General features: G+C 72.8%; 23 protein-coding genes and 1 rRNA gene. 7 read left to right on the plus strand and 17 right to left on the minus strand.

Features of this window, described 5'->3' with window-relative positions; translation table 11 throughout:
* Positions 1 to 87: ribosomal RNA gene (locus ACFVU7_RS17905) — 16S ribosomal RNA — on the minus strand; the annotation flags it as partial.
* A gap of 622 nt (positions 88 to 709) precedes the next feature.
* Positions 710 to 1978: a tyrosine--tRNA ligase gene (gene tyrS, locus ACFVU7_RS17910; protein ID WP_387831214.1), complete on the minus strand. Its 1269-nt coding sequence runs from the start codon at positions 1976 to 1978 to the stop codon at positions 710 to 712.
* Positions 1979 to 2270: 292 nt separating this feature from the next.
* Here tyrS and ACFVU7_RS17915 point away from each other — a divergent pair, with 292 nt between their 5' ends.
* Entirely contained in the window at positions 2271 to 2801 is a 531-nt protein-coding gene (locus ACFVU7_RS17915; protein WP_049659779.1) for an HNH endonuclease, read from the plus strand.
* A gap of 47 nt (positions 2802 to 2848) precedes the next feature.
* Here ACFVU7_RS17915 and ACFVU7_RS17920 read toward each other — a convergent pair whose 3' ends face one another.
* The 7 genes from ACFVU7_RS17920 to ACFVU7_RS17950 form a co-directional block, all read right to left on the minus strand.
* Positions 2849 to 4852, minus strand: a complete 2004-nt coding sequence (locus tag ACFVU7_RS17920) for a PQQ-binding-like beta-propeller repeat protein (RefSeq protein WP_388045909.1) — start codon at positions 4850 to 4852, stop codon at positions 2849 to 2851.
* Positions 4853 to 4975: 123 nt separating this feature from the next.
* Positions 4976 to 5281: a 4a-hydroxytetrahydrobiopterin dehydratase gene (locus tag ACFVU7_RS17925; protein ID WP_049652108.1), complete on the minus strand. Its 306-nt coding sequence runs from the start codon at positions 5279 to 5281 to the stop codon at positions 4976 to 4978.
* A gap of 82 nt (positions 5282 to 5363) precedes the next feature.
* Complete coding sequence (locus ACFVU7_RS17930; protein ID WP_049652107.1) at positions 5364 to 5543, minus strand: DUF1272 domain-containing protein; 180 nt, start codon at positions 5541 to 5543, stop codon at positions 5364 to 5366.
* Between the two features lie 79 nt (positions 5544 to 5622).
* Entirely contained in the window at positions 5623 to 6381 is a 759-nt protein-coding gene (locus ACFVU7_RS17935) for a sulfite exporter TauE/SafE family protein (RefSeq protein ID WP_388045910.1), read from the minus strand.
* Between the two features lie 223 nt (positions 6382 to 6604).
* A complete protein-coding gene (locus tag ACFVU7_RS17940; protein ID WP_074001593.1) occupies positions 6605 to 7648 on the minus strand; it encodes an SPFH domain-containing protein in 1044 nt (347 codons plus the stop codon).
* A gap of 10 nt (positions 7649 to 7658) precedes the next feature.
* The gene (locus ACFVU7_RS17945) at positions 7659 to 8081 is read right to left on the minus strand and encodes an NfeD family protein (RefSeq protein WP_049652104.1); all 423 of its coding nucleotides are present in this window, start codon (positions 8079 to 8081) and stop codon (positions 7659 to 7661) included.
* Between the two features lie 130 nt (positions 8082 to 8211).
* Complete coding sequence (locus tag ACFVU7_RS17950) at positions 8212 to 9003, minus strand: ABC transporter ATP-binding protein (protein WP_049652103.1); 792 nt, start codon at positions 9001 to 9003, stop codon at positions 8212 to 8214.
* A gap of 150 nt (positions 9004 to 9153) precedes the next feature.
* On the opposite strand from ACFVU7_RS17950, the gene ACFVU7_RS17955 reads away from it, so the two are divergent.
* Entirely contained in the window at positions 9154 to 9957 is an 804-nt protein-coding gene (locus ACFVU7_RS17955) for a hypothetical protein (RefSeq protein ID WP_388045912.1), read from the plus strand.
* A 22-nt stretch (positions 9958 to 9979) separates the two neighbouring features.
* On the opposite strand, the gene ACFVU7_RS17960 is transcribed toward ACFVU7_RS17955, so the two are convergent.
* The 3 genes from ACFVU7_RS17960 to ACFVU7_RS17970 all read right to left on the minus strand — a co-directional run bounded on the left by ACFVU7_RS17960 (position 9980) and on the right by ACFVU7_RS17970 (position 14620).
* Positions 9980 to 10636, minus strand: coding sequence for a response regulator transcription factor (locus tag ACFVU7_RS17960; protein WP_074001595.1), 657 nt, complete (start codon positions 10634 to 10636; stop codon positions 9980 to 9982).
* Positions 10629 to 11726: a GAF domain-containing sensor histidine kinase gene (locus ACFVU7_RS17965; RefSeq protein ID WP_375877727.1), complete on the minus strand. Its 1098-nt coding sequence runs from the start codon at positions 11724 to 11726 to the stop codon at positions 10629 to 10631. The genes ACFVU7_RS17960 and ACFVU7_RS17965 overlap by 8 nt, the downstream gene beginning before the upstream one ends.
* A gap of 278 nt (positions 11727 to 12004) precedes the next feature.
* Entirely contained in the window at positions 12005 to 14620 is a 2616-nt protein-coding gene (locus ACFVU7_RS17970) for an FHA domain-containing protein (protein WP_380778759.1), read from the minus strand.
* 221 nt (positions 14621 to 14841) lie between these two features.
* On the opposite strand from ACFVU7_RS17970, the gene serB reads away from it, so the two are divergent.
* Complete coding sequence (gene serB, locus ACFVU7_RS17975; RefSeq protein ID WP_049652099.1) at positions 14842 to 16098, plus strand: phosphoserine phosphatase SerB; 1257 nt, start codon at positions 14842 to 14844, stop codon at positions 16096 to 16098.
* 109 nt (positions 16099 to 16207) lie between these two features.
* Here the strand turns inward: serB and ACFVU7_RS17980 are convergent, their stop codons facing one another.
* The 3 genes from ACFVU7_RS17980 to ACFVU7_RS17990 all read right to left on the minus strand — a co-directional run bounded on the left by ACFVU7_RS17980 (position 16208) and on the right by ACFVU7_RS17990 (position 18402).
* The gene (locus ACFVU7_RS17980) at positions 16208 to 16735 is read right to left on the minus strand and encodes a histidine phosphatase family protein (RefSeq protein ID WP_049652098.1); all 528 of its coding nucleotides are present in this window, start codon (positions 16733 to 16735) and stop codon (positions 16208 to 16210) included.
* A 123-nt stretch (positions 16736 to 16858) separates the two neighbouring features.
* The gene (locus ACFVU7_RS17985; RefSeq protein ID WP_255357429.1) at positions 16859 to 16981 is read right to left on the minus strand and encodes an SGM_5486 family transporter-associated protein; all 123 of its coding nucleotides are present in this window, start codon (positions 16979 to 16981) and stop codon (positions 16859 to 16861) included.
* Positions 16982 to 17103: 122 nt separating this feature from the next.
* A complete protein-coding gene (locus ACFVU7_RS17990) occupies positions 17104 to 18402 on the minus strand; it encodes a CynX/NimT family MFS transporter (protein WP_380737386.1) in 1299 nt (432 codons plus the stop codon).
* A 116-nt stretch (positions 18403 to 18518) separates the two neighbouring features.
* On the opposite strand from ACFVU7_RS17990, the gene ACFVU7_RS17995 reads away from it, so the two are divergent.
* A complete protein-coding gene (locus ACFVU7_RS17995) occupies positions 18519 to 19193 on the plus strand; it encodes a FadR/GntR family transcriptional regulator (RefSeq protein WP_074001597.1) in 675 nt (224 codons plus the stop codon).
* Positions 19194 to 19273: 80 nt separating this feature from the next.
* Here the strand turns inward: ACFVU7_RS17995 and fabI are convergent, their stop codons facing one another.
* Both fabI and fabG read right to left on the minus strand, forming a co-directional pair.
* The gene (gene fabI, locus ACFVU7_RS18000; protein ID WP_049652095.1) at positions 19274 to 20041 is read right to left on the minus strand and encodes an enoyl-ACP reductase FabI; all 768 of its coding nucleotides are present in this window, start codon (positions 20039 to 20041) and stop codon (positions 19274 to 19276) included.
* A 2-nt stretch (positions 20042 to 20043) separates the two neighbouring features.
* On the minus strand, positions 20044 to 20763 hold the full coding sequence (fabG, locus tag ACFVU7_RS18005; RefSeq protein WP_049652094.1) for a 3-oxoacyl-[acyl-carrier-protein] reductase: 720 nt from the start codon (positions 20761 to 20763) through the stop codon (positions 20044 to 20046).
* Between the two features lie 313 nt (positions 20764 to 21076).
* Here fabG and ACFVU7_RS18010 point away from each other — a divergent pair, with 313 nt between their 5' ends.
* The 3 genes from ACFVU7_RS18010 (at position 21077) to ACFVU7_RS18020 (ending at position 25353) form a co-directional block, all read left to right on the plus strand.
* Positions 21077 to 22222, plus strand: a complete 1146-nt coding sequence (locus tag ACFVU7_RS18010; protein ID WP_117490081.1) for an MBL fold metallo-hydrolase — start codon at positions 21077 to 21079, stop codon at positions 22220 to 22222.
* Positions 22223 to 22402: 180 nt separating this feature from the next.
* Positions 22403 to 23956, plus strand: a complete 1554-nt coding sequence (locus ACFVU7_RS18015; RefSeq protein WP_388046129.1) for a TldD/PmbA family protein — start codon at positions 22403 to 22405, stop codon at positions 23954 to 23956.
* Complete coding sequence (locus ACFVU7_RS18020; protein ID WP_380777731.1) at positions 23956 to 25353, plus strand: metallopeptidase TldD-related protein; 1398 nt, start codon at positions 23956 to 23958, stop codon at positions 25351 to 25353. The genes ACFVU7_RS18015 and ACFVU7_RS18020 overlap by 1 nt, the downstream gene beginning before the upstream one ends.
* The last annotated feature ends 30 nt before the right edge of the window (positions 25354 to 25383 follow it).

Raw genomic sequence — 25383 nt, forward strand, 5'->3', positions numbered from 1 at the left:
CCACCCCGAAGGGCTTCACCGTTCGACTTGCATGTGTTAAGCACGCCGCCAGCGTTCGTCCTGAGCCAGGATCAAACTCTCCGTGAATGTTTACCCGTAATCGGGTCGACACCCGCGTTGAGCGGCACGGCAACCACCGGAATAAGGCGGCCCCGCGCACTGCGTCCTCGCTAGTGTTTGTTTCAAAAGGAATCTCCAACCCCAGGAAACCCTGAGGCCGGGGATGTCAACATATCTGGCGTTGACTTTTGGCACGCTGTTGAGTTCTCAAGGAACGGACGCTTCCTTCGGACCGCCTTCCAGCGGACCCTCCGGGCTTCGTTCTTTCGTGTTTCCAGCTTATCAGATGTTTTCCGCTCCGTTTTCCGGAGTTTCATTCATCCGATTTCCCGAACTGGCCGGGTCCGCTTTTCGCGACGTCCACCACATTACCGCATTCCGAGTGTCACTCGAAATTCACACTCACCCGTAGACGGCAATGCCGACGAACCCATTTTCATGGGAATCAGAGTGGGAGTGGGTCTTGCTGAGTGGGGTGGCCGCTCCAGCGACTCGTTCAACACTAGGCCACCTGGACGACATCGTCAAACGTCGAGGGCCGGATCTGTCCAGATCCGGCCCTCGGGGCTCGAAGCCGCAGCTCAGAGCAGGTGTGCTTTCAGCCAAGCCTCAACCGGCAGCCTCCGCCGGCCCGGCTGGCGACCGGCCGTCAGCCGGCGGCGACCAGCTCCGCCGCCGCCAGGTTCCGCTTGCCGCGCCGCAGCACCAGCCAGCGGCCGTGCAGCAGGTCGGCCTCGGTCGGCACCGCCTCCTCGTCCGTCACCTTGACGTTGTTGAGGTAGGCACCGCCCTCCTTGATCGTCCGACGGGCGGCCGAACGGCTGGGCGACAGCCCGACGGCGACCAGCAGGTCGACCACCGTCTGCAGTTCGGACACCTCGGCCTTCGGGACCTCGGCCAGGGCGGCGGCCAGGGTCGGGGCCTCCAGGTCGGCGAGGTCGCCCTGGCCGAACAGCGCCTTGGACGCGGCGACCGCGCGCTCGTACTGCTCCGCGCCGTGCACCAGCGTGGTGAGCTCCTCGGCGAGGGCGCGCTGGGCGAGGCGGGCGGCCGGGCGCTCGATGGTCTCGCGCTCCAGCTCCTCGACCTCCTCCTTCGAGCGGAAGCTGAAGATCCGCAGGAAGGTGGGGACGTCCCGGTCGTCCGCGTTCAGCCAGAACTGGTAGAAGGCGTACGGGGTGGTCAGCTCGGGGTCGAGCCAGACCGTGCCGGACTCCGTCTTGCCGAACTTGGTGCCGTCGGCCTTGACGATCAGCGGCGTGGCCAGCGCGTGGACGGACTTGCCGTCGGCCTTGCGGATCAGGTCCGTGCCGGCGGTCAGGTTGCCCCACTGGTCGCTGCCGCCGGTCTGCAGGGCGCAGCCGTAGCGGCGGTTCAGCTCCAGGTAGTCCATGCCCTGGAGGATCTGGTAGCTGAACTCGGTGTAGCTGATGCCCGCGTCGGAGTTGAGCCGTCGGGCGACGGCCTCCTTGGCGATCATGTTGTTGACCCGGAAGTACTTGCCCACGTCACGCAGCAGGCTGATCGCCGACATCCCGGACGTCCAGTCCAGGTTGTTGACCATGCGCGCCGCGTACGGGCCCTCGAAGTCGAGGAAGCGCGAGATCTGGCCGCGCAGGCGCTCGACCCAGCCGGCCACCGTCTCGGGGTCGTTGAGCACGCGCTCGGCGGTGGGCTTCGGGTCGCCGATCAGGCCCGTGGCGCCGCCGACCAGCCCGAGCGGGAGGTTCCCCGCCTGCTGGATGCGGCGCATGGTGAGGATCTGCACCAGGTTGCCGAGGTGCAGGCTGGGGGCCGTCGGGTCGAAGCCGCAATAGAACGTGACCGGGCCGTCCGCGAACGCCTTGCGCAGTGCGTCCTCGTCAGTGGAAAGGGCGATCAGCCCGCGCCACTGCAGCTCGTCGACGATGTCCGTCACGGTCACGCTTCTCCTTCGATCGGGCGTCCGACCAGTGCTGGCCCGGTTCGGTCGGGCTCCGGGTCGGTACGACTCCAGCCTGATAGAGCCTACGCGGTTCCGGCCAGCGAGTTTCCCCGAGGCACCCCTCCCGGTCGGCCGGTCCGCCGTCCCGGGCCCCTCCCCGATACCGGAAATTCCGTTGTTCGACGGCTACGGGCCCATTCAGAGTGGTTCCACCGCCGTGCGGCGGCAGTGACGTGTGTGGAGACGGTCGTGCCGCCGTGGCACGCCCGCGGGAAGGGTGTGCCGAGTGCGCAACACGCTGGTTCTGAACGCGAGCTACGAGCCCCTGACGACGGTGTCGCTCCAGCGCGCCGTCGTCCTGGTGCTCCAGGACAAGGCCGTGGTGGAGCAGGCGCATCCGCTGCGCTCGATCCGGGGGACGGGCATTGCCGTCCCGGTGCCGCGGGTGATCAGACTGCAACGGTACGTACGGGTGCCGTTCCGACAACAGGCTCCGTGGTCGCGGCGCGGCGTCCTGGCGCGGGACCGGCACCTGTGCGCGTACTGCGGCCGGCGGGCCACCACGGTGGACCACCTCCAGCCCAGGTCGCGCGGAGGTGCCGACAGCTGGATGAACACCGTGGCCGCGTGCGCGGAGGACAACCAGCACAAGGCGGACCGCACGCCGGAGCAGGCCGGGATGAAGCTGCTGCGCCGCCCGTTCGAGCCGACGCCGCAGGCCAGCCTGATGCTGGCGCTCGGTCTGCGCGGCTCGGAGGTCCGGGACCTCGCCGACTGGCTGCCGGCCGTACCGGGCCGGCCCGTCTCCGCGGCGTAAGGCGGCGTAAGGCGGCACAAGGAGGCCGGAAACCCGGGCGGAGGGCCTCAGTCCTTCGCCCGGTACCCCGCCGCCGTACCGTAGTTCGTCGAGTGCTCGGGCACCACGACCACCTGCCCGCCGCCGATGAGCACCCGTCCGGAGATCAGCAGCGAGCCGGTGCCGGCCGGGAAGTTGCCCCCGGTCGCCTCCCGGCCGCCCGCCAGCGGGAACCGGCTGAGGCGGGCGGGCTGGTCGCGGCGTTCGTCGGCGGCGAGCACCAGCGACCCGCCGTCGATGCCGACCGCCCGGACGGCGCCCTTGGCGGCGGTCGGCGTCTTCCAGCGCTGCTTGCCGGTGTCCAGGTCGTAGCCGACCGCGGCCACCGGCCCGCCGCCGTTCGGCGGGGCCAGGGTGGTGACCATCGTGCGGCCCTCGAAGTACACCTCGGGAGTGGCCGAAAACGTACCGTGGGCGACGTCCAGCCGGCCGCCGTCGACGGCCACCGGGATCTCGGCGGCCGGGTCGCCACCCGCGCCCCAGGCGAACACCCGGTCGTCCTCGGGCTTCCCGCCGGTGGTGAGGACCACGGACGGCTCGGCCGACAGCACGGTCACCGTCTTCGGCTGGTTGTTCAGGCCCCGCCACCAGCCGACCTTGCCGTCCGCGGTGTTCAGCGCGACGGCCTGGTCGGCGGGGGTCGAGTCGGCGCAGGAGGAGGCGACGAGCACGGTCTTGCCGCTGACGCCGCCGGACAGGGTGCAGAACTTGCCCTGCCCGGTGTACTGCCAGACGTCCTTCCCGTCGGCGGACTCCCAGGCCAGCACCCGGTCGTCGCCGACGGCGATCACCTTGTCCTCGGTGACACCGACCCGGGCCGAGTAGGCGCCCTTGGCGTCCGAGAGGCTCTTGGTCCAGACGGTCTTGCCGGTCTTGGTGTCCACGGCGGCCACCAGCGTGCAGGGGCTCTTCGGATCGGCCTGCGGACGGAACAGGGCCGCGCCCAGGCCTGCCGGGTTCACCCCCGCCGACAGCCCGCACGGGACGGCCCCGGCGGCCGGCGGCTCCACCGACCAGGTCGCCTTGCCGCCCGCCCGGTCGTACGCGTGCACCCCGGAGCCGTCGGCCCGGACCACCGCGTCGGCCAGCAGCCAGCCGCCGATCAGCGTGTCGTCACCCCCGGACGGACCGGCCGCGGCCGGCTGCGCGGCCCACACCCGGTCGTGCGCCACCGCGAAGCCCGGCTCGCCGCCGCTGCTCGCCGCCGCGCTGCCGCCGCCCTCGGCGCCGACCATCAGCCCGGCCGCCACCAGCACTCCCAGCGCGGCCACCCCGGCGCCGGTCCGCACCAGCAGGGCCTTGCGGCTGGGCATGTGCTCCCCGGTCAGCACCGCGTCGGCGGCCTTCCGGGCCTTGGCGGAGAGCGAGGAGCCGGAGCCCTCACCCGTGCCGGAACCGCCGCCGCCCCCTCGACGGGCCGCGGCCCTCGACCGCGGGGCCGGCTCGGCCTGCGGCTCGGGGGCCCGCACCGGAGTGGTCGCCGCGGGCTCCTCGGGGACGGGCGCCGGCCCGGCCTCCTCGATGTGCACGTAGCCGTCCGCCGAGTACTCCGCCCCCGCCGGGACGTACAGCCCCTCGTCGGCGGGCTGCTGCGGGGTGGCGTACGGCGCGTAGGGCTGGTGCGGCTGCGCGTGGTCCGGGTACTGCGGGTACGGCTGGTACTGCTCCTGGCCGCCGTACGGGTCCTGGACGTAACCGCCCTGGACGTAACCGCCCTCGACGTAGCCGGTCGGGCCGACACCGCTCTGCTCGTAACCGGCCTGGTCGTACCCGCTCCGGCCGTAACCGGCCTGGTCGTACCCGCTCTGGTCGTAGCCGGTGGGCCCGTAACCACCCTGGCCGGACTGCGGCTGCTGCTGCCCGTACTCGGCCGAGCCGTAGCCCTGCTGCGGCGGCCACTGCGACGGCTGCTGCTCGGCGTACCCGCCGTACCCGCCGCTCTGCCAGTCCGGGTGGCTCTGGGGCGGCCACGGCTGCCGGTCGTGGGCGTCTCCGAAGGGCTCCTGCGCCATCCGTTCCGTCCCTCCCGAGCCCCGCCCGCCTGCCGATGCGGCAGTCAGCATCTCACGCCCGCCCGGGGGCGCGGCCCGGGCCCTCGCCCGTACGGTCCCGGGCCGGCCGGTCCTGCGGCGGCGTCAGGAGGCCGACTCGGCGCGCAGGGCCTCGTCGATCCGGGCGGCGAGGGTGAAGTCCAGACCGGTGAGGCCGCCGGCGCTGTGGGTGGACAGGACGAAGCGCAGGGTGCGCCAGCGGATGTCGATGTCGGGGTGGTGGTCGAGCGCCTCGGCCTGCTCGGCGACGGCGACGACCACCCGGACCGCCGCCGGGAAGTCCGGGGCGTCGGCGGTACGGGCGATGCCGTCGCCCTCCCGCGTCCACCGGGGCAGCGCCGCCAGGGCCGCCGTGATCTCGTCCTCGTTCAGCCGTGCCCTGCTGCTCATCGCCGCGCTCCTGCTGGATGGTCGGTCCGGGGTGCCGGAGTTCCGGTGCGTCCGGGTTTCCGGGACGTCCGGGGTTCCGGTGTCAGGCGGCCTTCCGGCGCGGACGGGTCACCAGCTCGCCGCCGCAGTTGGGGCAGCCGCCGGCCATGGCCTCGGTGCAGTCCGGGCAGAAGGTGCACTCGTAGGAACATATCGAGGCGCCGCCGTCCGCGGTCAGCGACACCGCGCAGCGCTCGCAGCTCTCACGCATCTCCAGGGCCATGGCGTACTCCTCCGACGTTCCGATGTTCCGACGTTTCGATGCTCCGACACCCTGCCGGGCCCGACGGCCTGACGGCCCCTCAGCTCAACAGCAGCTTGGCGACGGCCACGAGGCCGACCACCACGATGACCCCGCGCAGCGCCGTCGGCGGGAGGCGGCGGCCGACCTTGGCGCCGACCAGGCCGCCGACCAGCGAGCCCGCCGCGATCAGACCGGCGGCGGTCCAGTTCACCGTCGAGGTGAAGAGGAAGAAGAGCGCGGCGACGGCGTTGACGATCATCGCCAGGGCGTTCTTCACCGCGTTGATCCGCTGGAGGTCCTCCTGGAGCAGCATGCCCATCAGGGCCATCAGCAGCACGCCCTGCGCGGCGCCGAAGTAGCCGCCGTAGACGCCGGTCAGGAACACCCCGACCAGCAGGACCGGGCTGCCGTCCGGATCGCCGCCGGGGCGGCGGCGGGCGGCGACGGCCTTGGCCACCCGGGGCTGGATCACCACCAGCACGAGCGCGAGCAGGATCAGCACCGGGACGATCGCGTCGAAGGCCCCGCTCGGCAGCCTGGTCAGCAGCAGCGCGCCGACCAGCCCGCCGAGCAGCGAGGCGGTGCCCAGGCGCAGCACCCGGCGGCCCTGGTCGGCCAGTTCGCGGCGGTACCCGATCACGCCGCTGAGCGAGCCGGGGACCAGGCCGAAGGTGTTGGAGACGTTGGCGGTGACCGGCGGGAGGCCCACGGCGAGCAGCACCGGGAAGGTGATCAGGGTGCCGGAGCCGACGATGACGTTGATCATCCCGGCGCCGACGCCGGCCACCAGGACGGCGATCGACTCCCAGAGCGTCATGGGTCACCTCTCCTCTCGGTCCTGTCCGAGGGGATCATGCCGGACGGCCCCGCGGCTCTACCAGACCCGCCCACGATTCGGGACGCACCTCACAACGTGCGCACGCTCCACCGCCGCCGCACAAGGCCGAGGGCCCGCCACCTCTCGGCAGCGGGCCCTCGACGGAACTCGGTCCGACCGGCCACTCCGGCTCGGTCACTCCGATCCGGTCATTCCGGGTCGGTCACTCCGGGTCGATCTTCGGGTACTCCCGGGCCGGGTCCACCCGGGGACGGGCGGCGCCCTTCTCGGTGTCCACCGGCCGCGGGCCGGAGGCCGGGTCCAGCGGCACCTGGGTGGCCGCCGGGGCCGCCTGCGGAACGGTGGGCGCCGCGACCGCGCCACCGTTCATCCCGCCGGTCAGGCCGCCGAAGGCGCCACCGAGGCCCTTGAGCGCGTCGCCGACCTCGCTGGGGATGATCCAGAGCTTGTTGGAGTCGCCCTTGGCCAGCTCGGGCAGCGTCTGGAGGTACTGGTAGGCGAGCAGCTTCTGGTCGGCGTCGCCGTCGTGGATGGCCTCGAAGACCGTCCGGATCGCGGCCGCCTCACCGTCGGCGCGCAGGACCGCGGCCTGTGCCTCACCCTCGGCGCGGAGCACGTCGGCCTGCTTCTCACCCTCGGCCTTGAGGATCTGGGCCTGGCGCTGGCCTTCGGCGGTGAGGATCGCGGCGCGCTTGTCACGGTCGGCGCGCATCTGCTTCTCCATCGAGTCCTGGATGGAGGTCGGCGGCTCGATCGCCTTCAGCTCGACGCGGTTGACCCGGATGCCCCACTTGCCGGTGGCCTCGTCCAGGACGCCGCGCAGACCGGCGTTGATGACCTCGCGCGAGGTCAGGGTGGACTCCAGGTCCATCGAGCCGATGATGTTGCGCAGCGTGGTGACGGTCAGCTGCTCGATCGCCTGGATGTAGCTGGCGACCTCGTACGTCGCGGCCCGGGGGTCGGTCACCTGGTAGTAGATGACGGTGTCGATGTTGACGACCAGGTTGTCCTGGGTGATCACCGGCTGCGGCGGGAACGGCACGACCTGCTCGCGCAGGTCGATCCGGTTGCGGACCCGGTCGATGAACGGGACGACGATGTTCAGCCCTGCGTTGAGCGTCCGGGTGTAGCGGCCGAAGCGCTCCACGATCGCGGCGCTGGCCTGCGGGATGACCTGGATCGTCTTGATCAGCGCGATGAAGGCCACCACGACCAGGACGACCAAAACGATAAGGACGGGTTCCACGGACTCTCCCCTAGACGACCAGGGCGGTCGCGCCCTGGATTTCGACGACGTCGACCTGTTGTCCAGGCTGGTACACCTGGCCCGGGTGGAGCGCGCGGGCCGACCAGATCTCGCCGTTCAGCTTGATCCTCCCGCCCTCCCCGTCGACGGTTTCCGCGACGACCGCGGTGGCGCCCTGGAGCGCCTCGATGCCCATCTTGACCTGCGGCCCGCTACGGAGCTGCCGGTAGGCGATCGGGCGGACGAAGACCACCAGGGCGACCGAGACGGCGACGAAGGTCACGGTCTCGAGGACCACTCCCCCGCCCAGCGCGGCCACGCCGGAGGCGGCCAGCGCCCCGACCGCGAACATGGCGAACTCCGGCATCGCGGTGAGCACCAGCGGTATGCCGAGCCCTGCGGCGGCCAGGAGCCACCAGATCCAGCTGTCCACATGTCCATCCTAGGGAGCGAAGGCCTTCGAAGCGGACAGTTCCCGCAGGTCGAGGGGCGGAAACCGGTCGCGCGTGCGACCGGTTCCCGACGGCCGTCCGGATGAACGACAGGAACGGGCGGACGGGGCCTCAGCCCAGCGGCAGACCCTGCGCCGACCAGCGGTCTCCGTGCCGCTCCAGGGTCAGCGGCAGGCCGAAGCACTTGGAGAGGTTGCGGGCGGTCAGCTCGGTGTCGATCGGGCCGGCCGTGAGCACCTTGCCCTGACGGATCATCAGGACGTGGGTGAAGCCGGGCGCGATCTCCTCGACGTGGTGGGTGACCATCGCCATCGCCGGGGCGAACTCGTCCTGGGCGAGCGCGCCGAGCCGGCGGACCAGGTCCTCGCGGCCGCCGAGGTCCAGGCCGGCGGCGGGCTCGTCGAGCAGCAGCAGCTCGGGGTCGGTCATCAGGGCGCGGGCGATCAGGGTGCGCTTGCGCTCGCCCTCGGAGAGGGTGCCGAACTTCCGGTCGGTGAGGTTGGCCATGCCGAGGCGGTCGAGCAGGGCCAGGGCGCGGGACTCGTCCGACTGCTCGTAGGTCTCCTGCCAGGTGACCGTCATGCCGTACGCGGCGGTGAGGACGGTCTGCAGCACGGTCTGCTCGGCCGGCAGCTTGTCGAACATGGCGGCGCCGGCCAGACCGATCCGGGAGCGCAGCTCGAAGACGTCGATCTCGCCGAGCTTCTCGCCCAGCACCGTGACCTTGCCCGAGGTCGGGAACAGGTACGAGGAGGCGATCTGCAACAGCGTGGTCTTGCCGGCGCCGTTCGGTCCCAGGATGACCCAGCGCTCGCCCTCGGAGATGGACCACGAGACCTGGTCGACCAGCGCGCGCCCCTCCCGGACCACGGATACGTCAACCAGCTCCAGCACGTCGCTCATGCCTATGCCTTCCCCAAAAAACAAGATTCTCGGCCGTCGGTGCGGGCGGCGAGCCTACTCCGGCAGCCGGTGGGCACGGGGTGGGTGCGCCGCACACGCATGGGCAAACCTACGCCACGCGGATGACCGGCGATTCCGTAGGCTGGCCGGATGCTCGTGACTCCAGCCGACAATCCGTACGAAGAGCCCCGTTCGGGGCGGCTCACCGCATGGGGCAACGCCCAGCTGGCGGGCCTGGTGCCGCCGGACGACGCCGCCGCGGCCGTCCTGGGCGCCGACGAGCGCCACCGGGTCACCGGCCTGCCCGGCGACGGGCCCGGCGAGCAGCACGGGCTGACCTGGGCGCTGGGGCGGCTGCGGGTGCTCGGCGTGAAGGGCCTGCGCCTCGCGCTGCCCTCGGCCGGGCACCCGCTCGGACTGACCGGCCCGAAGGCCTTCAACGAGCAGGCCATGCGGGCCGGCGAGGCCGTCCTGGCCGTCGGCGCACCGCTCGGGCTGGTGCCGGAGGTGGAGGTGTACGGGCCGGCCGGCGACCGCTCGGCCACCGTGCTGTGGCGCTGCCATGAGGTCAACGACACACCTCCGGCGGACGTCCCGTCGCTCCACGAGGCCGAGCGCGAGCTGGCCGAGGGGCTGCGGGAGGCGACCGTCCTGCTCACCCGCCTCGACGTGGCCGGTGCCGGGCCCGAGGCCCTGCGCGCCCTCGACGCCTACCGCCGGCGCGGCCACAGCGAGCCGCTGGCCCCCGGCTATCCGCCCCGGGCCGTCCGCGTCCTGGAGTCGGCCCGTCAGGTGTCCGCCCTGCTCGCCATCGCCTCGGGCGGGCACGGCGCCGCCGTCAGCGCCTCCGAGATGGCGGCCCGGCAGTCCGCCCTGGCCCCGCTGCGGCGCACCGCCCGGCGCGCCCAGGTGGCCGCCTACAACGCCCTCGTCGACGAGCGGGACGACCGCTGAGCGGAGGGGCACCCCCGGCGCGTTACGCCTCGCGGGTCTCGCCGTGGCGGACGGCCCAGAGTGCCGCCTGGGTGCGGTCGGCCAGGTCCAGCTTCATGAGGATGTTGGACACGTGGGTCTTCACGGTCTTCTCCGACAGGTGGAGGCTGCGGGCGATCTCCCGGTTGGAGCGGCCGTCGGCGATGTGGCCGAGCACCTCGCGCTCGCGCTCGGTGAGCGTGCCGCCGCGGCCCTGGGGGGCGCGCGGGCCGTCGTCGGAGAGCAGGGCGGCGGCCAGTTCGGGCTGGAGCAGGACGTGGCCGGCGTGCACCGAGCGGATCGCGCCGGCCAGCGCCTCCGGGTCCACGTCCTTGTAGACGTACCCGGCGGCGCCGGCCCGCAGCGCGGGGACCATCGTGCGGTGCTCGGTGAAGCTGGTGACGATCAGGATCCGGGCCCGGCTGCCCTCCCCCTTGAGGGTGCGCAGCGCCTCGATGCCGTCGACGCCGGGCATCTTGAGGTCCATCAGGACGACGTCGGGGTCGAGTTCACGGGCCCGTTCGACGCCCTCCGCCCCGTCGGCGGCCTCCCCGACCACCTCGATGTCGTCCTGGACCTCCAGGAAGGTGCGCAGCCCGCGCCGGACGACCTGGTGGTCGTCGACCAGCAGGACGCGGATCGACGGTGTGCTCTCAGGCACCGGGGACCTCCATCTCGACGAGCGTCCCCCGACCGGGGGCCGACTCCAGGGTGAGCGTGCCGCCGACGGCGGCCGCGCGGTCGCGCATCGAGGCCAGGCCGAGGTGGCGGCCGGCCCGTCGGACGGACTCCGGGTCGAAGCCGCGCCCGTCGTCGTGCACCCGCAGCACGGCGCCGCGCTCGGGCGTCCCGGCCAGGGTGACGGTGACCCGGCGGGCGCCGGAGTGGCGCAGCGCGTTGTGCAGCGCCTCCTGGGCGACCCTCAGCAGCGCGGCCTCCTGGGCGGGCGGCAGCGCCCGGACGCCGTCGGCGGCGAAGGCGACGTCGGCGGTGTGCGCCCGGTCGAGGACCTGCACCTGGGAGGCGAGGGTGGCGCTGAGCCCGTCCTCCTCCAGGGCGGCGGGGCGCAGTTCCACGACGACGGCGCGCAGTTCGTCGGCGGCCTCGGCGGCCAGCCGGGCGACCTCGGCGAGTTCGGCGCGGGCCCGGGCCGGGTCGCGGTCGACGAGCTTGGCGGCCGCCTTGGCCGTGAGGCGGAGCGAGAAGAGCTTCTGCGAGACGGCGTCGTGCAGGTCGTGGGCGATCCGGGCCCGCTCGCCGGCCAGCGTGAGCTCGCGGCTGCGCTCGTACAGCCGGGCGTTGGACAGGGCGAGGCCGGCGTGCGCGGCGAGGATCCGCAGCAGTTCCTCGTCGTGGTCGGTGAACTGGCCGCCGCCGCGCTTGTTGGCGAGGAAGATGACGCCCATCACCTGCGGCTCGTCCTCGGCCGCGTCGGTGTCCAGGATCGGCATGCCGAGGAAGGCGTCCATGTCGGGGTGGGCCTCGGGCCACCCCTCGAAGGCGGGCGCCTTGCGGACGTCCACCAGCCGGGTGGGGCCGGTCTCGTGCAGCATCGCGGCGAGCACGCCGTGCTGCCGGGGCAGCGGGCCGATCGCCCGCCACTGCTCGTCGGTGACGCCGTCGACGACGAACTGGGCGAAGCCGCCGTGGTCGTCGGGCACGCCGAGGGCGGCGTACTCGGCGCCGAGCAGGCCGCGGGCGGAGGCGGTGATGCGGCGCAGCACCTCGCGGACCTCCAGGTGCCGGCTCATGGCGAGCAGCGCCTGGCTGACGGCCTCGATCCCGGCCAGGCACGGTTCGCAGGCGGGCAGCGGGCCGTGGTGGGCCGCGTGGTCTCCGGTGGTGCTGGGCATACGGTCAAACTACCGCCGCCGTGACGGCCGCCGCGTCCGTCCCCGGCCGCCCCGGGCCCGGGTCCGGGGACCTAGGACCCGCGCCCCGGGAGGGCCCGTCCGGAAACGCGGAGGGGCGGCCCTCCCGGGTGGGAGGACCGCCCCTCGGACTGCCGTCCGCGACGTCGGGGGAGGGGTCAGCCCTTCTGCATGACCTCGGGCTCGTGCCGGCGCTGGAGCCGGGTGACGAGGACGCCGATGACGACCGAGATGGCCACCAGCACGCCCGCGTCGATCGCCCACTGGGCGACGCTGTGCTTCCAGAGCGGGTCGTAGTTGGGGTTCTGGAAGTCCTTGTTCCAGGGGCCCATGAGCGTGGACAGGTCCAGCGTGGTGGACACGATGCCGGTGCCCCAGCGGGCCGGCATCAGCCAGGCGACCTGCTCCAGGCCGGGCTTGCTGAAGATCTGGAAGAGGCAGCCGGTGAAGACGACCTGGACGATGGCGAACATGACCAGCAGCGGCATGGTCTTCTCGGCGGTCTTCACCAGCGCGGAGATCATCAGGCCGAACATCATCGCGGCGAAGCTGAGCAGGATCATGCCGACGGTCATCTCGACGATCGGCAGGTTCTTGACGAGCAGGCCGTGCTCGGGGAGCTTGCGCGGCAGGAAGCCGACGGCGGAGATGATCGCGCCCTGGATCACGCTGAAGAAGCCCAGCACGATGATCTTGGACATCATGTACGCCGAGCGGGAGAGCCCGGTGGCCCGTTCCCGTTCGTAGATCGCCCGTTCCTTGATCAGCTCGCGGACCGAGTTGGCCGCTCCGGAGAAGCAGGCGCCGATCGCCAGGATCAGCAGGATCGTCGCGGCCCCGTTGTTGAGGTGGAGCTGGGTGTTCGGGTTGGGCGCGAGCCCCGGTTCGTTGGGGATCAGCACGCTGACCGCGCCGATCACCGCGGGCAGCAGCACCGACAGCGCCAGGAAGCCGCGGTCCGAGGCGAGCACCGACATGTAGCGGCGCATCAGGGTCCACAGCTGCGAGCCCCAGCTCTGCGGCTTGGGCGGCTTGACGGCCTCCTGGGCGACCTGGACGTGCTGCACCTCGCCCGCCTCGACGGTCGGGGCGGAGTACTGCTGGTAGTGCACCGAACCGCGGTAGCGGCCGGCCCAGTCGTGGTCCGGGTAGTTCTCGAAGGCCTGGAAGACGTCCGCCCAGGTCTCGTACCCGAAGAAGTGCAGCGCCTCGTCCGGCGGGCCGAAATAGGCCACCGAGCCGCCCGGCGCCATCACCAGCAGCCGGTCGCAGAGCGCGAGTTCGGCCACCGAGTGGGTGACGACCAGGATCGTGCGGCCGTCGTCGGCCAGGCCGCGCAGCATCTGCATGACCTCGCGGTCCATGCCCGGGTCGAGGCCCGAGGTGGGCTCGTCCAGGAAGATCAGCGAGGGCTTGGTGAGCAGCTCCAGGGCGACCGAGACGCGCTTCTGCTGGCCGCCGGAGAGCGCGGTGATCTTGTTGTCGGCGCGCTTGTCGAGGCGCAGCTCGTACAGCACCTCGTCGATCCGGGCCTCGCGCTCCTTCGCCTCGGTGTCCCCGGGGAAGCGCAGCCGGGCCGCGTACTTGAGGCCCTTCCGGACGGTGAGCTCGCGGTGCAGGATCTCGGACTGCGGCACCAGGCCGATGCGCGAGCGGAGTTCGGCGAACTGCTTGTAGAGGTTGCGGCCGTCGTACAGCACCTCGCCGCGGTCGGCCGGGCGGTAGCCGGTGAGGGCGCGCAGCAGGGTCGACTTGCCTGAGCCGGACGGGCCGATGACGGCCACCAGGGACTTCTCCGGGACGCCGAAGCTGACGTCGTCGAGCAGGACCTTCTTGCCGCCCTTGTGGTCGACCTCGACGGTCAGGTGGCGGGCGGAGAAGGAGACGGCGCCGGTGTCGACGAACTCCTGCAGCTGGTCGCCGACCAGGACGAAGCCGGAGTGGCCGACCGTCAGCCGGTCCTGCGGGCCCATCAGCTGACGCTGCACCCGCTGGCCGTTGAGGAAGATGCCGTTGTGGCTGCCGAGGTCGACGATCTCGTAGCGGCCGTCCGGGAGCTGGCGCAGCTCGGCGTGGTGGCGGGAGACCTGGAGGTCGGACACCACGATGTCGTTGTCGAGCGCGCGGCCGATCCGGACGGTGCGCATCGCCGAGGTCAGGTTGCGGATGATGGTCGGCTGCGGCCCGCCGTCGTGCGGCGGGGGCGGGAAGCCCTGCTGCGGGAAGCCGCCGTGCTGGGGCTGGGGCTGCTGCTGTGGGGCCGGCCGGTCCTGTGGCGGCGCGTACTGCTGCTGCGGGAACGGCGGCTGGGCCTGCTGCTGGCCGGGCCAGGCCTGCTGCGGCTGCTGCTGGTACGGGTCGTGCTGCGGCCAGCCCTGCTGCGGGGCGGGCTGCTGGGGCGTGGGCACCGGGCCGCGGCTGGTGGCGGCCTCGTGCATCGGGGTGGCCTGCGGAGCCGCGGCGTGCGGGGCGGCGGCCTGCGCGGGCGCGGAGAAGCCGAGCCGGGGGCCGTTCTCCGGGTTGCCCAGGTTCACCACCGCACCGGGGAACAGCTGGGCCTGGAGGGTGCGGGCGCCGGCCACGTACGTTCCGTTGGTGCTGCCGTGGTCGTCCAGCTGCCAACCGCTGCCGTTGAAGCCGATGGTCCCGTGCTGCCAGGAGACCCTCGCGTCGTCGAACGTGAAGTCCGACTGCGGGTTTCGCCCGATGGTGTAGGACCGCCCGGGCTCCAGAGTCCGCTGCTGTCCGTTGATCTCGATGACGAGTTGCGGCACTGCTCGCCTGCCCCGCTCTCTCGGTTCCCCCGAATTGTGGCCCCGGCCGGGGCCGCGATGTTCCTGTGACTGCCGGGGGAATCATTCCAGCCCGCCGACCGCCGGTGAAAGTCGGCCCGGGCGACTGTGACCAGGCTGCTACCGAGCCCGGACCTGCGGCGTCCCGCGAGGTGGGACGGGTGCTCCCGGGCCCTCGGGCGCCCGGTAGCGTGGGAGGCACCATGAACGCATCGCCCCTGGCCGCTGAGCCCCTCCCCGCCGCCCAGCACCGGACCGCGGACGAGCGCACCCTGCTCGTCAAGGTGTTCGGCAAGGACCGTCCCGGCATCACCGCCGGCCTCTTCACGACGCTGGCCGGTTTCGGCGTCGACGTCATCGACATCGAGCAGGTCGTCACCCGTGGGCGCATCACGCTGTGCGCCCTGGTCACCCCGCCCACCGCACCCGGCGCCGAGGGCGGGCTGCGGGCCACCGTCCACCGCTGGGCCGACGAGCAGAAGCTCCAGGCCGAGATCCTCTCCGGCATCGGTGACAACCGGCCGCGCCGTGAGGGCCGTTCGCACGTCACGGTGCTCGGCAACCCGCTGACCGCCGCCGCCGTCTCCGCGCTCACCTCCCGGATCACCGCCTCGGACGGCAACATCGACCGTGTCTTCCGGCTCGCCAAGTACCCGGTGACGGCGGTCGAGCTGGCCGTCTCCGGTGTGGCCACCGACGAGCTGCGGGCCGCGCTGGCCCAGGAGGCGGCCACCCAGCGGGTGGACGTCGCGGTGGTCGCCGCCGGTCTAGAGCGCCGGGCCAAGCGCCTGGTGGTCATGGACGTCGACTCCACGCTGATCCAGGACGAGGTGATCGAGCTGTTCGCCGCCCACGCGGGCTGCGAGGAGGAGGTCGCCGCGGTGACGGCGGCGGCGATGCGCGGGGAGCTGGACTTCGCCGAGTCGCTGCGGGCCCGGGTGGCGCTGCTGGCCGGGCTGGACGCCTCGGTGACCGAGAAGGTCCGCGCCGAGGTCCGCTTCACGCCGGGCGCGCGCACCCTGATCCGTACGCTCCAGCGCCTCGGCTACCAGGTCGCGGTGGTGTCCGGCGGCTTCACCCAGGTCACCGACCACCTGGTGGAGCAGCTGGGGCTGGACTTCGCGGCCGCGAACACCCTGGAGGTGGTGGACGGCCGGTTCACCGGCCGGGTGGTCGGCGAGATCGTGGACCGGGCGGGCAAGGCCCGCTGGCTGGCCCGCTTCGCCGAGCAGGCGAAGGTGCCGCTGGAGCAGACGGTGGCGATCGGCGACGGCGCCAACGACCTGGACATGCTGAACGCGGCCGGCCTCGGGGTGGCGTTCAACGCCAAGCCGGTGGTGCGGGAGGCCGCCGACACCGCGGTGAACGTGCCGTTCCTGGACACCGTGCTGTACCTGCTGGGCATCACCCGCGAGGAGGTCGAGGCCGCCGACGCGCTGCACGGCACCCCGACCGAGTAGGGCCCGCCCGGCGGCCGATGGAGTGAGGCGGCCGCCCGGAGAGGGCCTGTGGACGTACCAGAGGGGCGCGCGGATTCGATCCGCGCGCCCCTCGTGTACGGTCCCGCGGTCAGTCCTGCGGCGTGTGGTACGAGACCAGCTGGGCCACGCCCGGCTCGACGCCCTTCCAGGAGCCGCTGAAGCTGAGCACCGCGACCGCCGCCGTCGGGAAGCCCCCGAGGCGCAGCCGCTCCAGCGCGTCCGGATCGCCCGCGTCCCCGGCCAGCACCTGGGTCAGCCCCAGCACGCCCGGGTTGTGGCCGACCAGCACCACGTCCGCGTACTCCTCCGGGGTCTCCTGGAGGACGGCGATGATCTCCCCGGGGCTGGCCTCGTAGACCCGCTCCTCGTACACCGTCCGGAGCGGCCGCTGCGGCAGCTCGTGCACCGCCAGCTTCCAGGTCTCACGGGCGCGCAGCGCGGTCGAGCAGAGCACGTAGTCGGGGCTGATGCCGGAGTCGACCAGCCAGCGGCCGGCGTCCGGGGCCTGGTGACGGCCCCGGTCGGCCAGCGGCCGGTCGTGGTCGTCCACGCCGTTCGGCCAGTCGGCCTTGGCATGGCGGAGAACGATGATCCTGCGGGGCGTGTCGGCGCTCATACCCAGCAAGCTTGGCAGAAAAGCGGCCCGGCGGCGCGATGCCCCGGGATGCCGCCACTCCGAGGGACGACCCGTGTCACCATGCCCCGTTCACCGGGGCGTCAGCCGGCGTACGGCCGTCCGTCAGCCCATCGTGGCGGCGACGGTGGCGATGATCGACACCAGCACCGCGATGGCGGCGAAGGCGAGGGCGATGCGGCCGAGCTGCTTGCGGCCGTCGGTGGGGTTGGGATCGAGAACGGGCATGTCCGGAAGTCTCCCACTCCGAACACGCCCGCCGTCCGCCGACCCCGCCCCCTTGGCCGGGTCTTGACCCGCCCGTCGGGGCCCGGCCCTCCCCGCGCGTCCTCACACCCCCGGCGGGGGCGTCACGCCGCGGCCCGCTCCACCGGGTGCACCGCCTCGTCCTCGATGTGCCGGGCCCGCGCCGCGCGCAGGCCGAACAGCATCTGCGGCACCAGCAGCAGCGACAGGAAGCCCAGCGGCCAGTACCACTCGCCGGTGGCCCCGTAGAGCCAGCCGACCAGGATCGGGCCCGGGATGGACACCAGGTAGCCGATGCCCTGGGCGAAGGCGGAGAGCTGCGCGACCCCGCCCGCGGACCGGGCCCGCAGTCCGATCATGGTCAGCACCAGCGGGAAGGCGCAGTTGGACAGGCCCAGCAGGACCGCCCAGAGCCAGGCGCCCCCGGCCGGGGCGATCGCCAGGCCGGCGTACCCGGCGATGCCGCAGCAGGCCAGCAGCACCACGAACAGCCGCTGGTCGCCGCGGCGGGCGGCCAGGTTGGGCAGCACGAAGGAGACCGGCACGCCGATCACCATGGTGACCGCGAGCAGCACGCCGGTGGTGCCCTCGCCGATGCCGGCGTCCTGGAAGATCTGCGACATCCAGCCCATGACCACGTACGCGCCGGTGGCCTGGAGGCCGAAGTACCCGGCCAGCGCCCAGGCGGTCCGGCTGCGGGTGATCGGCAGCCGGACGGGGGCGGTGGCGCCGCCGGCCCGCTCGCCGCGCTCCCGCTTGGCGATCAGCACGAACAGCCAGAGCACCAGGGCGAGCGCCCCCAGGACGGCCCAGACGCCCAGGCCGTAGCGCCAGTCGCCGCCGAGCGACTTGGTCAGCGGCACGGTGACGGCGGCGGCCAGCGCGGTGCCGGCGGACAGCGCCATCGAGTAGAGGCCGATCATCGGCCCGACCCGGTCCGGGAAGTACCGCTTGATCACCACCGGCAGCAGCACGTTGGAGACCGCCACCCCGGCCAGGGCGAGGGCGGTGAGCAGCAGGAACACGGCGGTGCCGCCGGCGAACGAGCGGGCCAGCACGCCCGCCGTGATGGCGCCCATGCCCGCCGTGACGACCGCGATCGGGCCGATCCGACGGGCCGCCGCGGGCGCGGCGAAGCCGAACAGCCCGAAGCAGAGCGACGGGACGGCGGTGAGCAGCCCGGCGAGCGTCGGGTTCATCCCGAGGTCGTCGCGGACCTGCTTGAGCAGCGGCCCGAGGCTGGTGACCACGGGGCGCAGGTTGAAGGCGGCGGCGGCGATCGCGACGGCGAACAGCACGCCGAGGTACTTGGCGGAGCCGGAGGCGGCGGGCCGCTCTTCGGTCGGCGGCCGGCTCTCGGTCCGGGAGGAAGCGGTGGTGTCTGCTGCGGGCATAGAGAGCATCATAGAATGATGGGATGAATTGATGCACCTTGGAATTGGCATGATGTGCCGACCGTTCATCCACCGGCCACCTCCCACCCAGGCCCCACCCGAGCCGTAGCCGCAAGGAGTCCCCCGTGGCGCTGTCCTCGCCGAGGCGCACCCCGCTGTCCGACCAGGTGATCGCACAGCTGCGTGCCCAGATCACTTCCGGGGAGTGGCCGGTCGGCTCGCGCATCCCCACCGAGGCCGCCCTGGTCGAACAGCTCGGCGTCGCCCGCAACACCGTCCGCGAGGCCGTCCGCGCCCTCGCCCACAACGGGCTGCTCGACATCCGCCAGGGCTCCGGCACGTACGTGCTGGCCACCAGCGAGCTGGCCGGCGTGATGCACCGCCGCTTCGCCGACGCCGGCCAGGACCAGGTCGCCGAGCTGCGGGCGGCCCTGGAGACCTCGGCCGCGGGCCTCGCCGCCCACCGCCGCACCCCGCGCGACCTGGAGCTCCTGGACGGCGCCCTGGCCCGCCGGGAGGCCGCCTGGCACTCCGGCGACGCCGAGGACTTCGTCCAGGCCGACGCCGCCTTCCACCAGGCCGTGGTGGCCGCCGCCCACAACGACGTCCTGCTCGCCGTCTACGCCGACCTCGGCGAGGTCACCCGCGAGCACCTGCGGCACGACGTCGGCCCCGAGCTGATCGCCGAGCGCTACATCGGCCACCACACCATCCTGGAGGCCATCCGGGACGGCGACGCCCAGCGCGCCTCCGTCGAGGCCGGCCGCGCCATCGGCGCCTGCGGCACCGCGGACGTCTGACCGCGCCGGCGTCCACCCGGAACGCCGCTGCCCGGCACCCCCCGCGAGGGAGGGCCGGGCAGCGGCGTACGGGCGGAGCGTCAGGCGCCGATGGCGTGCAGACCACCGTCGACGTGGATGATCTCGCCGGTGGTCTTCGGGAACCAGTCCGACAGCAGCGCGACGATGCCGCGGCCGGCCGGCTCCGGGTCGCTCAGGTCCCACTTCAGCGGGGAGCGGTGGTTCCAGGTGTCGGCCAGGTCGCCGAAGCCCGGGATGGACTTGGCGGCCATCGAGCCGATCGGACCGGCCGAGATCAGGTTGCAGCGGATGTCCCGGTCGCCCAGGTAGCGCGCCAGGTAGCGGTTGGTCGACTCCAGGGCGGCCTTGGCCGGGCCCATCCAGTCGTACTGCGGCCAGGCGTACTGCGCGTCGAAGGTCAGGCCGACCACCGAACCGCCGTCCTGCATCAGCGGCAGCAGCGCCGTGGTCAGCGACTTCAGCGAGTACGCCGAGACGTGCATCGCGGTGGCCACGGACTCCCACGGGGTGTCCAGGAAGTTGCCGCCCAGCGCGTCCTGCGGGGCGAAGCCGATCGAGTGGACGATGCCGTCCAGGGTCGGCAGGTGCTCGCGGACCTGGTCGGCGATGCCGGCCAGCTGCTCCGGGTTGGAGACGTCCAGCTCCAGCACCTTGACCGGCTTCGGCAGCTTCCGGGCGATCCGCTCGGTCAGGCTCGGGCGCGGGAAGGCGGTGAGGATGATCTCCGCGCCCTGCTCCTGCGCGAGCTTGGCGGTGTGGAAGGCGATGGAGGACTCCATCAGCACACCGGTGATCAGGATCCGCTTGCCTTCGAGGATTCCACTCATGATCAGTGACCCATGCCCAATCCGCCGTCGACGGGAATGACGGCTCCAGTGATGTACGCGGCCTCGTCCGACCCGAGGAACCGCACGGTGGAGGCGACCTCGGCGGGCGCCGCGTAGCGGCCCAGCGGCACGCCCGCGACGATCTCCGCGCGGCGCTCGTCACTGAGCACGGCGGTCATGTCGGTGTCGACGAAGCCGGGGGCGACCACGTTGACGGTGATGTTGCGCGGGCCGAGCTCGCGCGCCAGCGACCGGGCGAAGCCGACCAGGCCGGCCTTGGAGGCGGCGTAGTTGGCCTGGCCCGGGGAGCCGGACAGGCCCACCACGGACGAGATCAGCACGACGCGGCCCTTCCTGGCGCGCATCATCAGCTTGGACGCGCGCTTGACCACCCGGAAGGTGCCGGTCAGGTTGGTGTCCACGACGGAGGTGAAGTCCTCCTCGGACATGCGCAGCATCAGCGTGTCCTTGGTGATGCCCGCGTTGGCGACCAGCACCTCGACCGCGCCGTGCTTCTGCTCGATCTCGGTGAAGGCGGCGTCGACCTGCCCGGCGTCCGTGATGTCGCAGCGCACCGCGAGGACGTCGTACTTGGCCAGCGCCTCGGGCACCTCGCCCGAGCGGCTGGTGATGGCCACCTTGTCGCCCGCTTCGGCGAAGGCCTGGGCGATCGCGAGGCCGATGCCCCGGTTTCCTCCGGTGACGAGAACCGAGCGGCTCAACGATCCACCTCTCTCCGTGAGTGAGCGCGTACGTCGGAATGCGTACGCAGTGTGACGCTATCGGGCGGTCGGCGACGGCGGCGCATCGGTCTCCCACAGCGCCGCCCCGGCGGATCTGTCGCAATCCGACAATCCGTACCCGTCCGTGCCGTCCCGGCGACGGAGACCGCCCAGGCCCGGGCGCTGCCCGGATCGGGGCGACTGTACGGGAACAACACGGGCGGGCGCACCCGTTGCCCCCGTGGTGCAGGGCCGGCCCGGGACCGGCCGTACCGATCCCCGACCATCCCGGCGAGCGACGAAGGCAGAGCGGATGACCAAGGCACGGCCCGGGAGCACCCACCGACGCGGACGACTGCTGGCCCTCACCGCCCTGGCGGCCGGCCTGGGCGCGACCGCCTGGTCGCTGCGCGACCTGCCGGCGGCGTTCGGGCGACGGCCGGACGGCGAGCGCGAGGAGCGGGTGCGCAACTCCCCGCAGTACCGCGACGGCGTCTTCCACAACGCGCCCTCCGCGCTCGCCCGCGCCACCGGCGCCCCCGGCTTCGACGGCGCCACCGCCCGCCGGATGCTGTTCGAGCGGGCCGGCCGCGTCCCCGCCCACCCGGTGCCGACCGTCCGCCCCGCCACCCCGCCCGGGCCGGCCGCCGAGGGCGTGGAGGTCACCTGGTACGGGCACGCCTCCGCGCTGGTGGAGATCGAGGGCTTCCGGGTGCTGCTCGACCCGGTCTGGAGCGACCGCTGCTCCCCCGCCGCGCACGTCGGCCCCAAGCGGCTGCACCCGGTGCCGGTCGGGCTGGAGGAGCTGCCCCAGGTCGACGCGGTGCTGATCTCGCACGACCACTACGACCACCTGGACATGGCGACGGTCAAGCGCCTGGTGCGCAGCCAGTCCGCGCCCTTCGCGGTGCCGCTCGGCATCGGCGCCCACCTGCGCCGCTGGGGCGTCCCCGAGCACCGGATCATCGAGCTGGACTGGGACGAGACCTGCACCCTGGGCGACCTGGTGCTCACCCTGACCGCGGCGCACCACTTCTCCGGCCGCGGGCTGACCCGCAACACCACCCTGTGGGGCTCCTGGGTGATCGCCGGCCCGAACCGCAAGGTCTTCTACACCGGCGACTCCGGCTACTTCGAGGGCTACGCCCGGATCGGCGCGCAGCACGGCCCCTTCGACGCCGCGCTGGTCCAGATCGGCGCCTACGACGCGGCCTGGGCGGACATCCACATGACCCCCGAGGACGCCGTCCTCGCGCACCGGGACCTGACCGCCGGCCTGCTGGTGCCGGTCCACTGGTGCACCTTCAACCTGGGCCTGCACCCGTGGGCCGAGCCGATCGAACGGCTGGTGAAGGCCGCCAAGGAGCAGGCCGTCCCGCTGGCCGTGCCGCGCCCCGGCGAGCGGGTCGACGTCGACAACCCGCCGGAGCTGGACGGCTGGTGGGAGACCGTCGGCTGACGGCCCGGGCCCGAGGGCCGCGGAGCCGGGCGCCGGAGGCCCGACCGGACGGTCCCTCACTGCGGCGCACCGGTCGAAATGCGCTGGCCGGAAACCCGGTGGACGGGAAATGATGCGGTGCGGGCGCCCCTGTGGCGCCGCACCGCCACCCTCCGCGACCTGGGAGCCCGATTGCCTCCGATCCCTCCGGCCGATCGCTCCGGTGCCCCGCACGGGCGCGCCGTCGACCCGGCGTTCCTCGCCCTGCCGCTGCGGCCCCTCGCCGACGCCGCCCTCGCCCGCGCCCGCGAACTGGGCGCGAGCCACGCCGACTTCCGCCTGGAGCGGATCCGCAGCGCCTCCTGGCGGCTGCGCGACGCGCGTCCGGCCGGCACCTCCGACAGCGTGCAGCTCGGTTTCGCCGTCCGGGTGGTGCTGGACGGCGCCTGGGGCTTCGCCGCCGGTGTCGACCTCACCCCCGACGCGGCGGCCCGGGTCGCCGAGCAGGCCGTCGCGGTGGCCCGCCTCTCCGGCGGGATCAGCCGGGCGGCCGGCTCCACCGAGCGGGTCGAGCTGGCCGGCGAGCCGGTCCACCGGGACGTCACCTGGGTCTCCGCGTACGAGGTCAACCCCTTCGAGGTGCCGGACGCCGAGAAGACCGCGCTGCTCGCCAAGCGCAGCTCCCGGCTGCTGGCCGCCGAGGGCGTCTCGCACGTCCAGGCGGCCCTGCGGACCGTCCAGGAGAACAAGTTCTACGCGGACACCGCCGGCACGGTGACCACCCAGCAGCGGATCCGGGTGCACTCCGACCTGGAGGCCACCTCGGTCGACGAGCGCACCGGCGCCTTCGACTCGATGACGACCCTGGCCCCGCCGGTCGGCCGCGGCTACGAGTACGTCACCGGCACCGGCTGGGACTGGGACGCCGAACTCGCCGAACTGCCCGTCCTGCTGGCCGAGAAGATGCGGGCCCCGAGCGTCGAGGCCGGCCGCTACGACCTGGTGATCGACCCGACCAACCTCTGGCTGACCATCCACGAGTCGATCGGCCACGCCACCGAACTGGACCGCGCGCTCGGCTACGAGGCCGCCTACGCCGGCACCTCCTTCGCCACCTTCGACCAGCTCGGCTCGCTGAAGTACGGCTCCGAGCTGATGCACGTCACCGGCGACCGCACCGCCGAGCACGGCCTGTCCACCATCGGCTACGACGACGAGGGCGTGGCCACCCAGTCCTGGGACCTGGTCAGGGACGGCGTCCTGGTCGGCTACCAGCTCGACCGCCGCATCGCCGCGCTGAAGGGCTTCGAGCGCTCCAACGGCTGCGCCTTCGCCGACTCCCCCGCACACGTCCCGGTGCAGCGGATGGCCAACGTCTCGCTCCGGCCGGCCGCCGACGGCCCGGACACCGCGGGCCTGGTCGGCCAGGTCGAGAACGGCCTCTACATCGTCGGCGACCGTTCCTGGTCGATCGACCAGCAGAGGTACAACTTCCAGTTCACCGGGCAGCGCGCCTACGCCATCAAGGACGGCGAACTCGCGGGCCAGGTCAAGGACTTCGCCTACCAGGCCACCACCACCGACTTCTGGGGCTCGATGGCGGCGGTCGGCGGCCCGCAGACCTACTTCCTCGGCGGCGCCTTCAACTGCGGCAAGGCGCAGCCCGGTCAGATCGCGGCGGTCAGCCACGGCTGCCCGTCGGCGCTGTTCCGCAACGTCAACGTGCTCAACACCCAGCAGGAGGCGGGTCACTGATGACCGCGAAGCAGCCCCACGAACTCGTCGAGCTGGCGCTCGGCCTCTCCCGCGCCGACGGCTGCGTGGTGATCGCCGACGAGGAGTCCACCGCCAACCTGCGCTGGGCCGGCAACGCCCTGACCACCAACGGCGTCACCCGCGGCCGCCGCCTCACCGTGATCGCCACCGTGGCCGGCGCCGAGGGCACCGCCTCCGGCGTGGTCTCCCGCGAGGCCGTCACCGCGGCGGAGGTGGAGGGCCTGGTACGGGCCGCCGAGGAGGCCGCCCGCGCGGCCGGCCCGGCCGAGGACGCCCAGCCGCTGATCGCCGGCGGGCCCTCCTCGCCGGACTTCACCGAGCCGCCCGCGCTGACCTCCATCGAGGTGTTCGACGCCTTCGGCCCGGCCCTCGGCGAGGCCTTCGCCCGCGCCGCGGCCCAGGGCCAGCTCCTGTACGGGTTCGCCCGGCACGAGATGACCTCCAGCTACCTGGGCAGCTCCACCGGCCTGCGGCTGCGCCACGACCAGCCCACCGGCATGGTCGAGATCAACGCCAAGACCGCCGACCTCTCCAGCTCCGCCTGGGTGGGCGCCTCCACCCGGGACTTCGCCGACGTCGACGTCGCCGGCCTGCACACCGAGCTGACCAGGCGGCTCGGCTGGGGCGCCCGCAAGGTGGACCTGCCCGCCGGGCGGTACGAGGCGCTGCTGCCGCCCTCGGCCGTCGCCGACCTGCTGATCGTCCTCAACTGGTCCTCCGGCGGCCGGGACGCCCAGGAGGGCCGGACGGTCTTCTCCAAGCCCGGCGGAGGCACCCGGATCGGCGACAAGCTCAGCGCCCTGCCGCTGACCCTGCGCTCCGACCCGCGCGAACCCGGCCTGGAGGCCGCGCCGTTCGTGCTCACCCACTCCTCCGGCGGGGACTACTCGGTCTTCGACAACGGCCAGCCGATCACCGCCACCGAGTGGATCCGCGAGGGCGTGCTGAACGACCTGGTCACCACCCGCCACGCGGCCGCCCTCACCGGCCTGCCGGTGCGCCCGGCGATCGACAACCTCGTGCTGGAGACGGCCGACCAGGAGTCCGCGCCGACCCTGGACGAGATGATCGCCCGCACCGAGCGCGGCCTGCTGCTCACCTGCCTCTGGTACATCCGCGAGGTGGACCCGGCGACGCTGCTGCTCACCGGGCTCACCCGGGACGGCGTCTACCTGGTGGAGAACGGCGAGGTCGTCGGCGAGGTCAACAACTTCCGGTTCAACGAGTCCCCGGTGGACCTGCTGAACCGGATCACCGAGGTGGGCCGCACCGAACGCTGCCTGCCCCGCGAGTGGAGCGACAACGTCACCCGCACCGCGATGCCACCCGTGCGTGTCACGGACTTCAACATGAGTTCGGTCAGCCAGGCCTCTTAGCCGCTGACCGACGGGGGATACGAGAGACAT

Source organism: Kitasatospora sp. NPDC058046, assembly GCF_042885595.1.
In the GTDB taxonomy this organism is placed as follows: domain Bacteria; phylum Actinomycetota; class Actinomycetes; order Streptomycetales; family Streptomycetaceae; genus Kitasatospora.

Coding starts and splice junctions, on each gene's coding strand:
- ACFVU7_RS17920 (WP_388045909.1), bottom strand. CDS start 4,852: ATGGCGCAGGAGCCCTTCGGAGACGCCCACGACCGGCAGCCGTGGCCG.
- ACFVU7_RS17925 (WP_049652108.1), bottom strand. CDS start 5,281: ATGAGCAGCAGGGCACGGCTGAACGAGGACGAGATCACGGCGGCCCTG.
- ACFVU7_RS17930 (WP_049652107.1), bottom strand. CDS start 5,543: ATGGCCCTGGAGATGCGTGAGAGCTGCGAGCGCTGCGCGGTGTCGCTG.
- ACFVU7_RS17935 (WP_388045910.1), bottom strand. CDS start 6,381: ATGACGCTCTGGGAGTCGATCGCCGTCCTGGTGGCCGGCGTCGGCGCC.
- ACFVU7_RS17950 (WP_049652103.1), bottom strand. CDS start 9,003: ATGAGCGACGTGCTGGAGCTGGTTGACGTATCCGTGGTCCGGGAGGGG.
- ACFVU7_RS17955 (WP_388045912.1), top strand. CDS start 9,154: ATGCTCGTGACTCCAGCCGACAATCCGTACGAAGAGCCCCGTTCGGGG.
- ACFVU7_RS17965 (WP_375877727.1), bottom strand. CDS start 11,726: ATGAGCCGGCACCTGGAGGTCCGCGAGGTGCTGCGCCGCATCACCGCC.
- serB (WP_049652099.1), top strand. CDS start 14,842: ATGAACGCATCGCCCCTGGCCGCTGAGCCCCTCCCCGCCGCCCAGCAC.
- ACFVU7_RS17980 (WP_049652098.1), bottom strand. CDS start 16,735: ATGAGCGCCGACACGCCCCGCAGGATCATCGTTCTCCGCCATGCCAAG.
- ACFVU7_RS17985 (WP_255357429.1), bottom strand. CDS start 16,981: ATGCCCGTTCTCGATCCCAACCCCACCGACGGCCGCAAGCAGCTCGGC.
- ACFVU7_RS17990 (WP_380737386.1), bottom strand. CDS start 18,402: ATGCTCTCTATGCCCGCAGCAGACACCACCGCTTCCTCCCGGACCGAG.
- fabI (WP_049652095.1), bottom strand. CDS start 20,041: ATGAGTGGAATCCTCGAAGGCAAGCGGATCCTGATCACCGGTGTGCTG.
- ACFVU7_RS18010 (WP_117490081.1), top strand. CDS start 21,077: ATGACCAAGGCACGGCCCGGGAGCACCCACCGACGCGGACGACTGCTG.
- ACFVU7_RS18020 (WP_380777731.1), top strand. CDS start 23,956: ATGACCGCGAAGCAGCCCCACGAACTCGTCGAGCTGGCGCTCGGCCTC.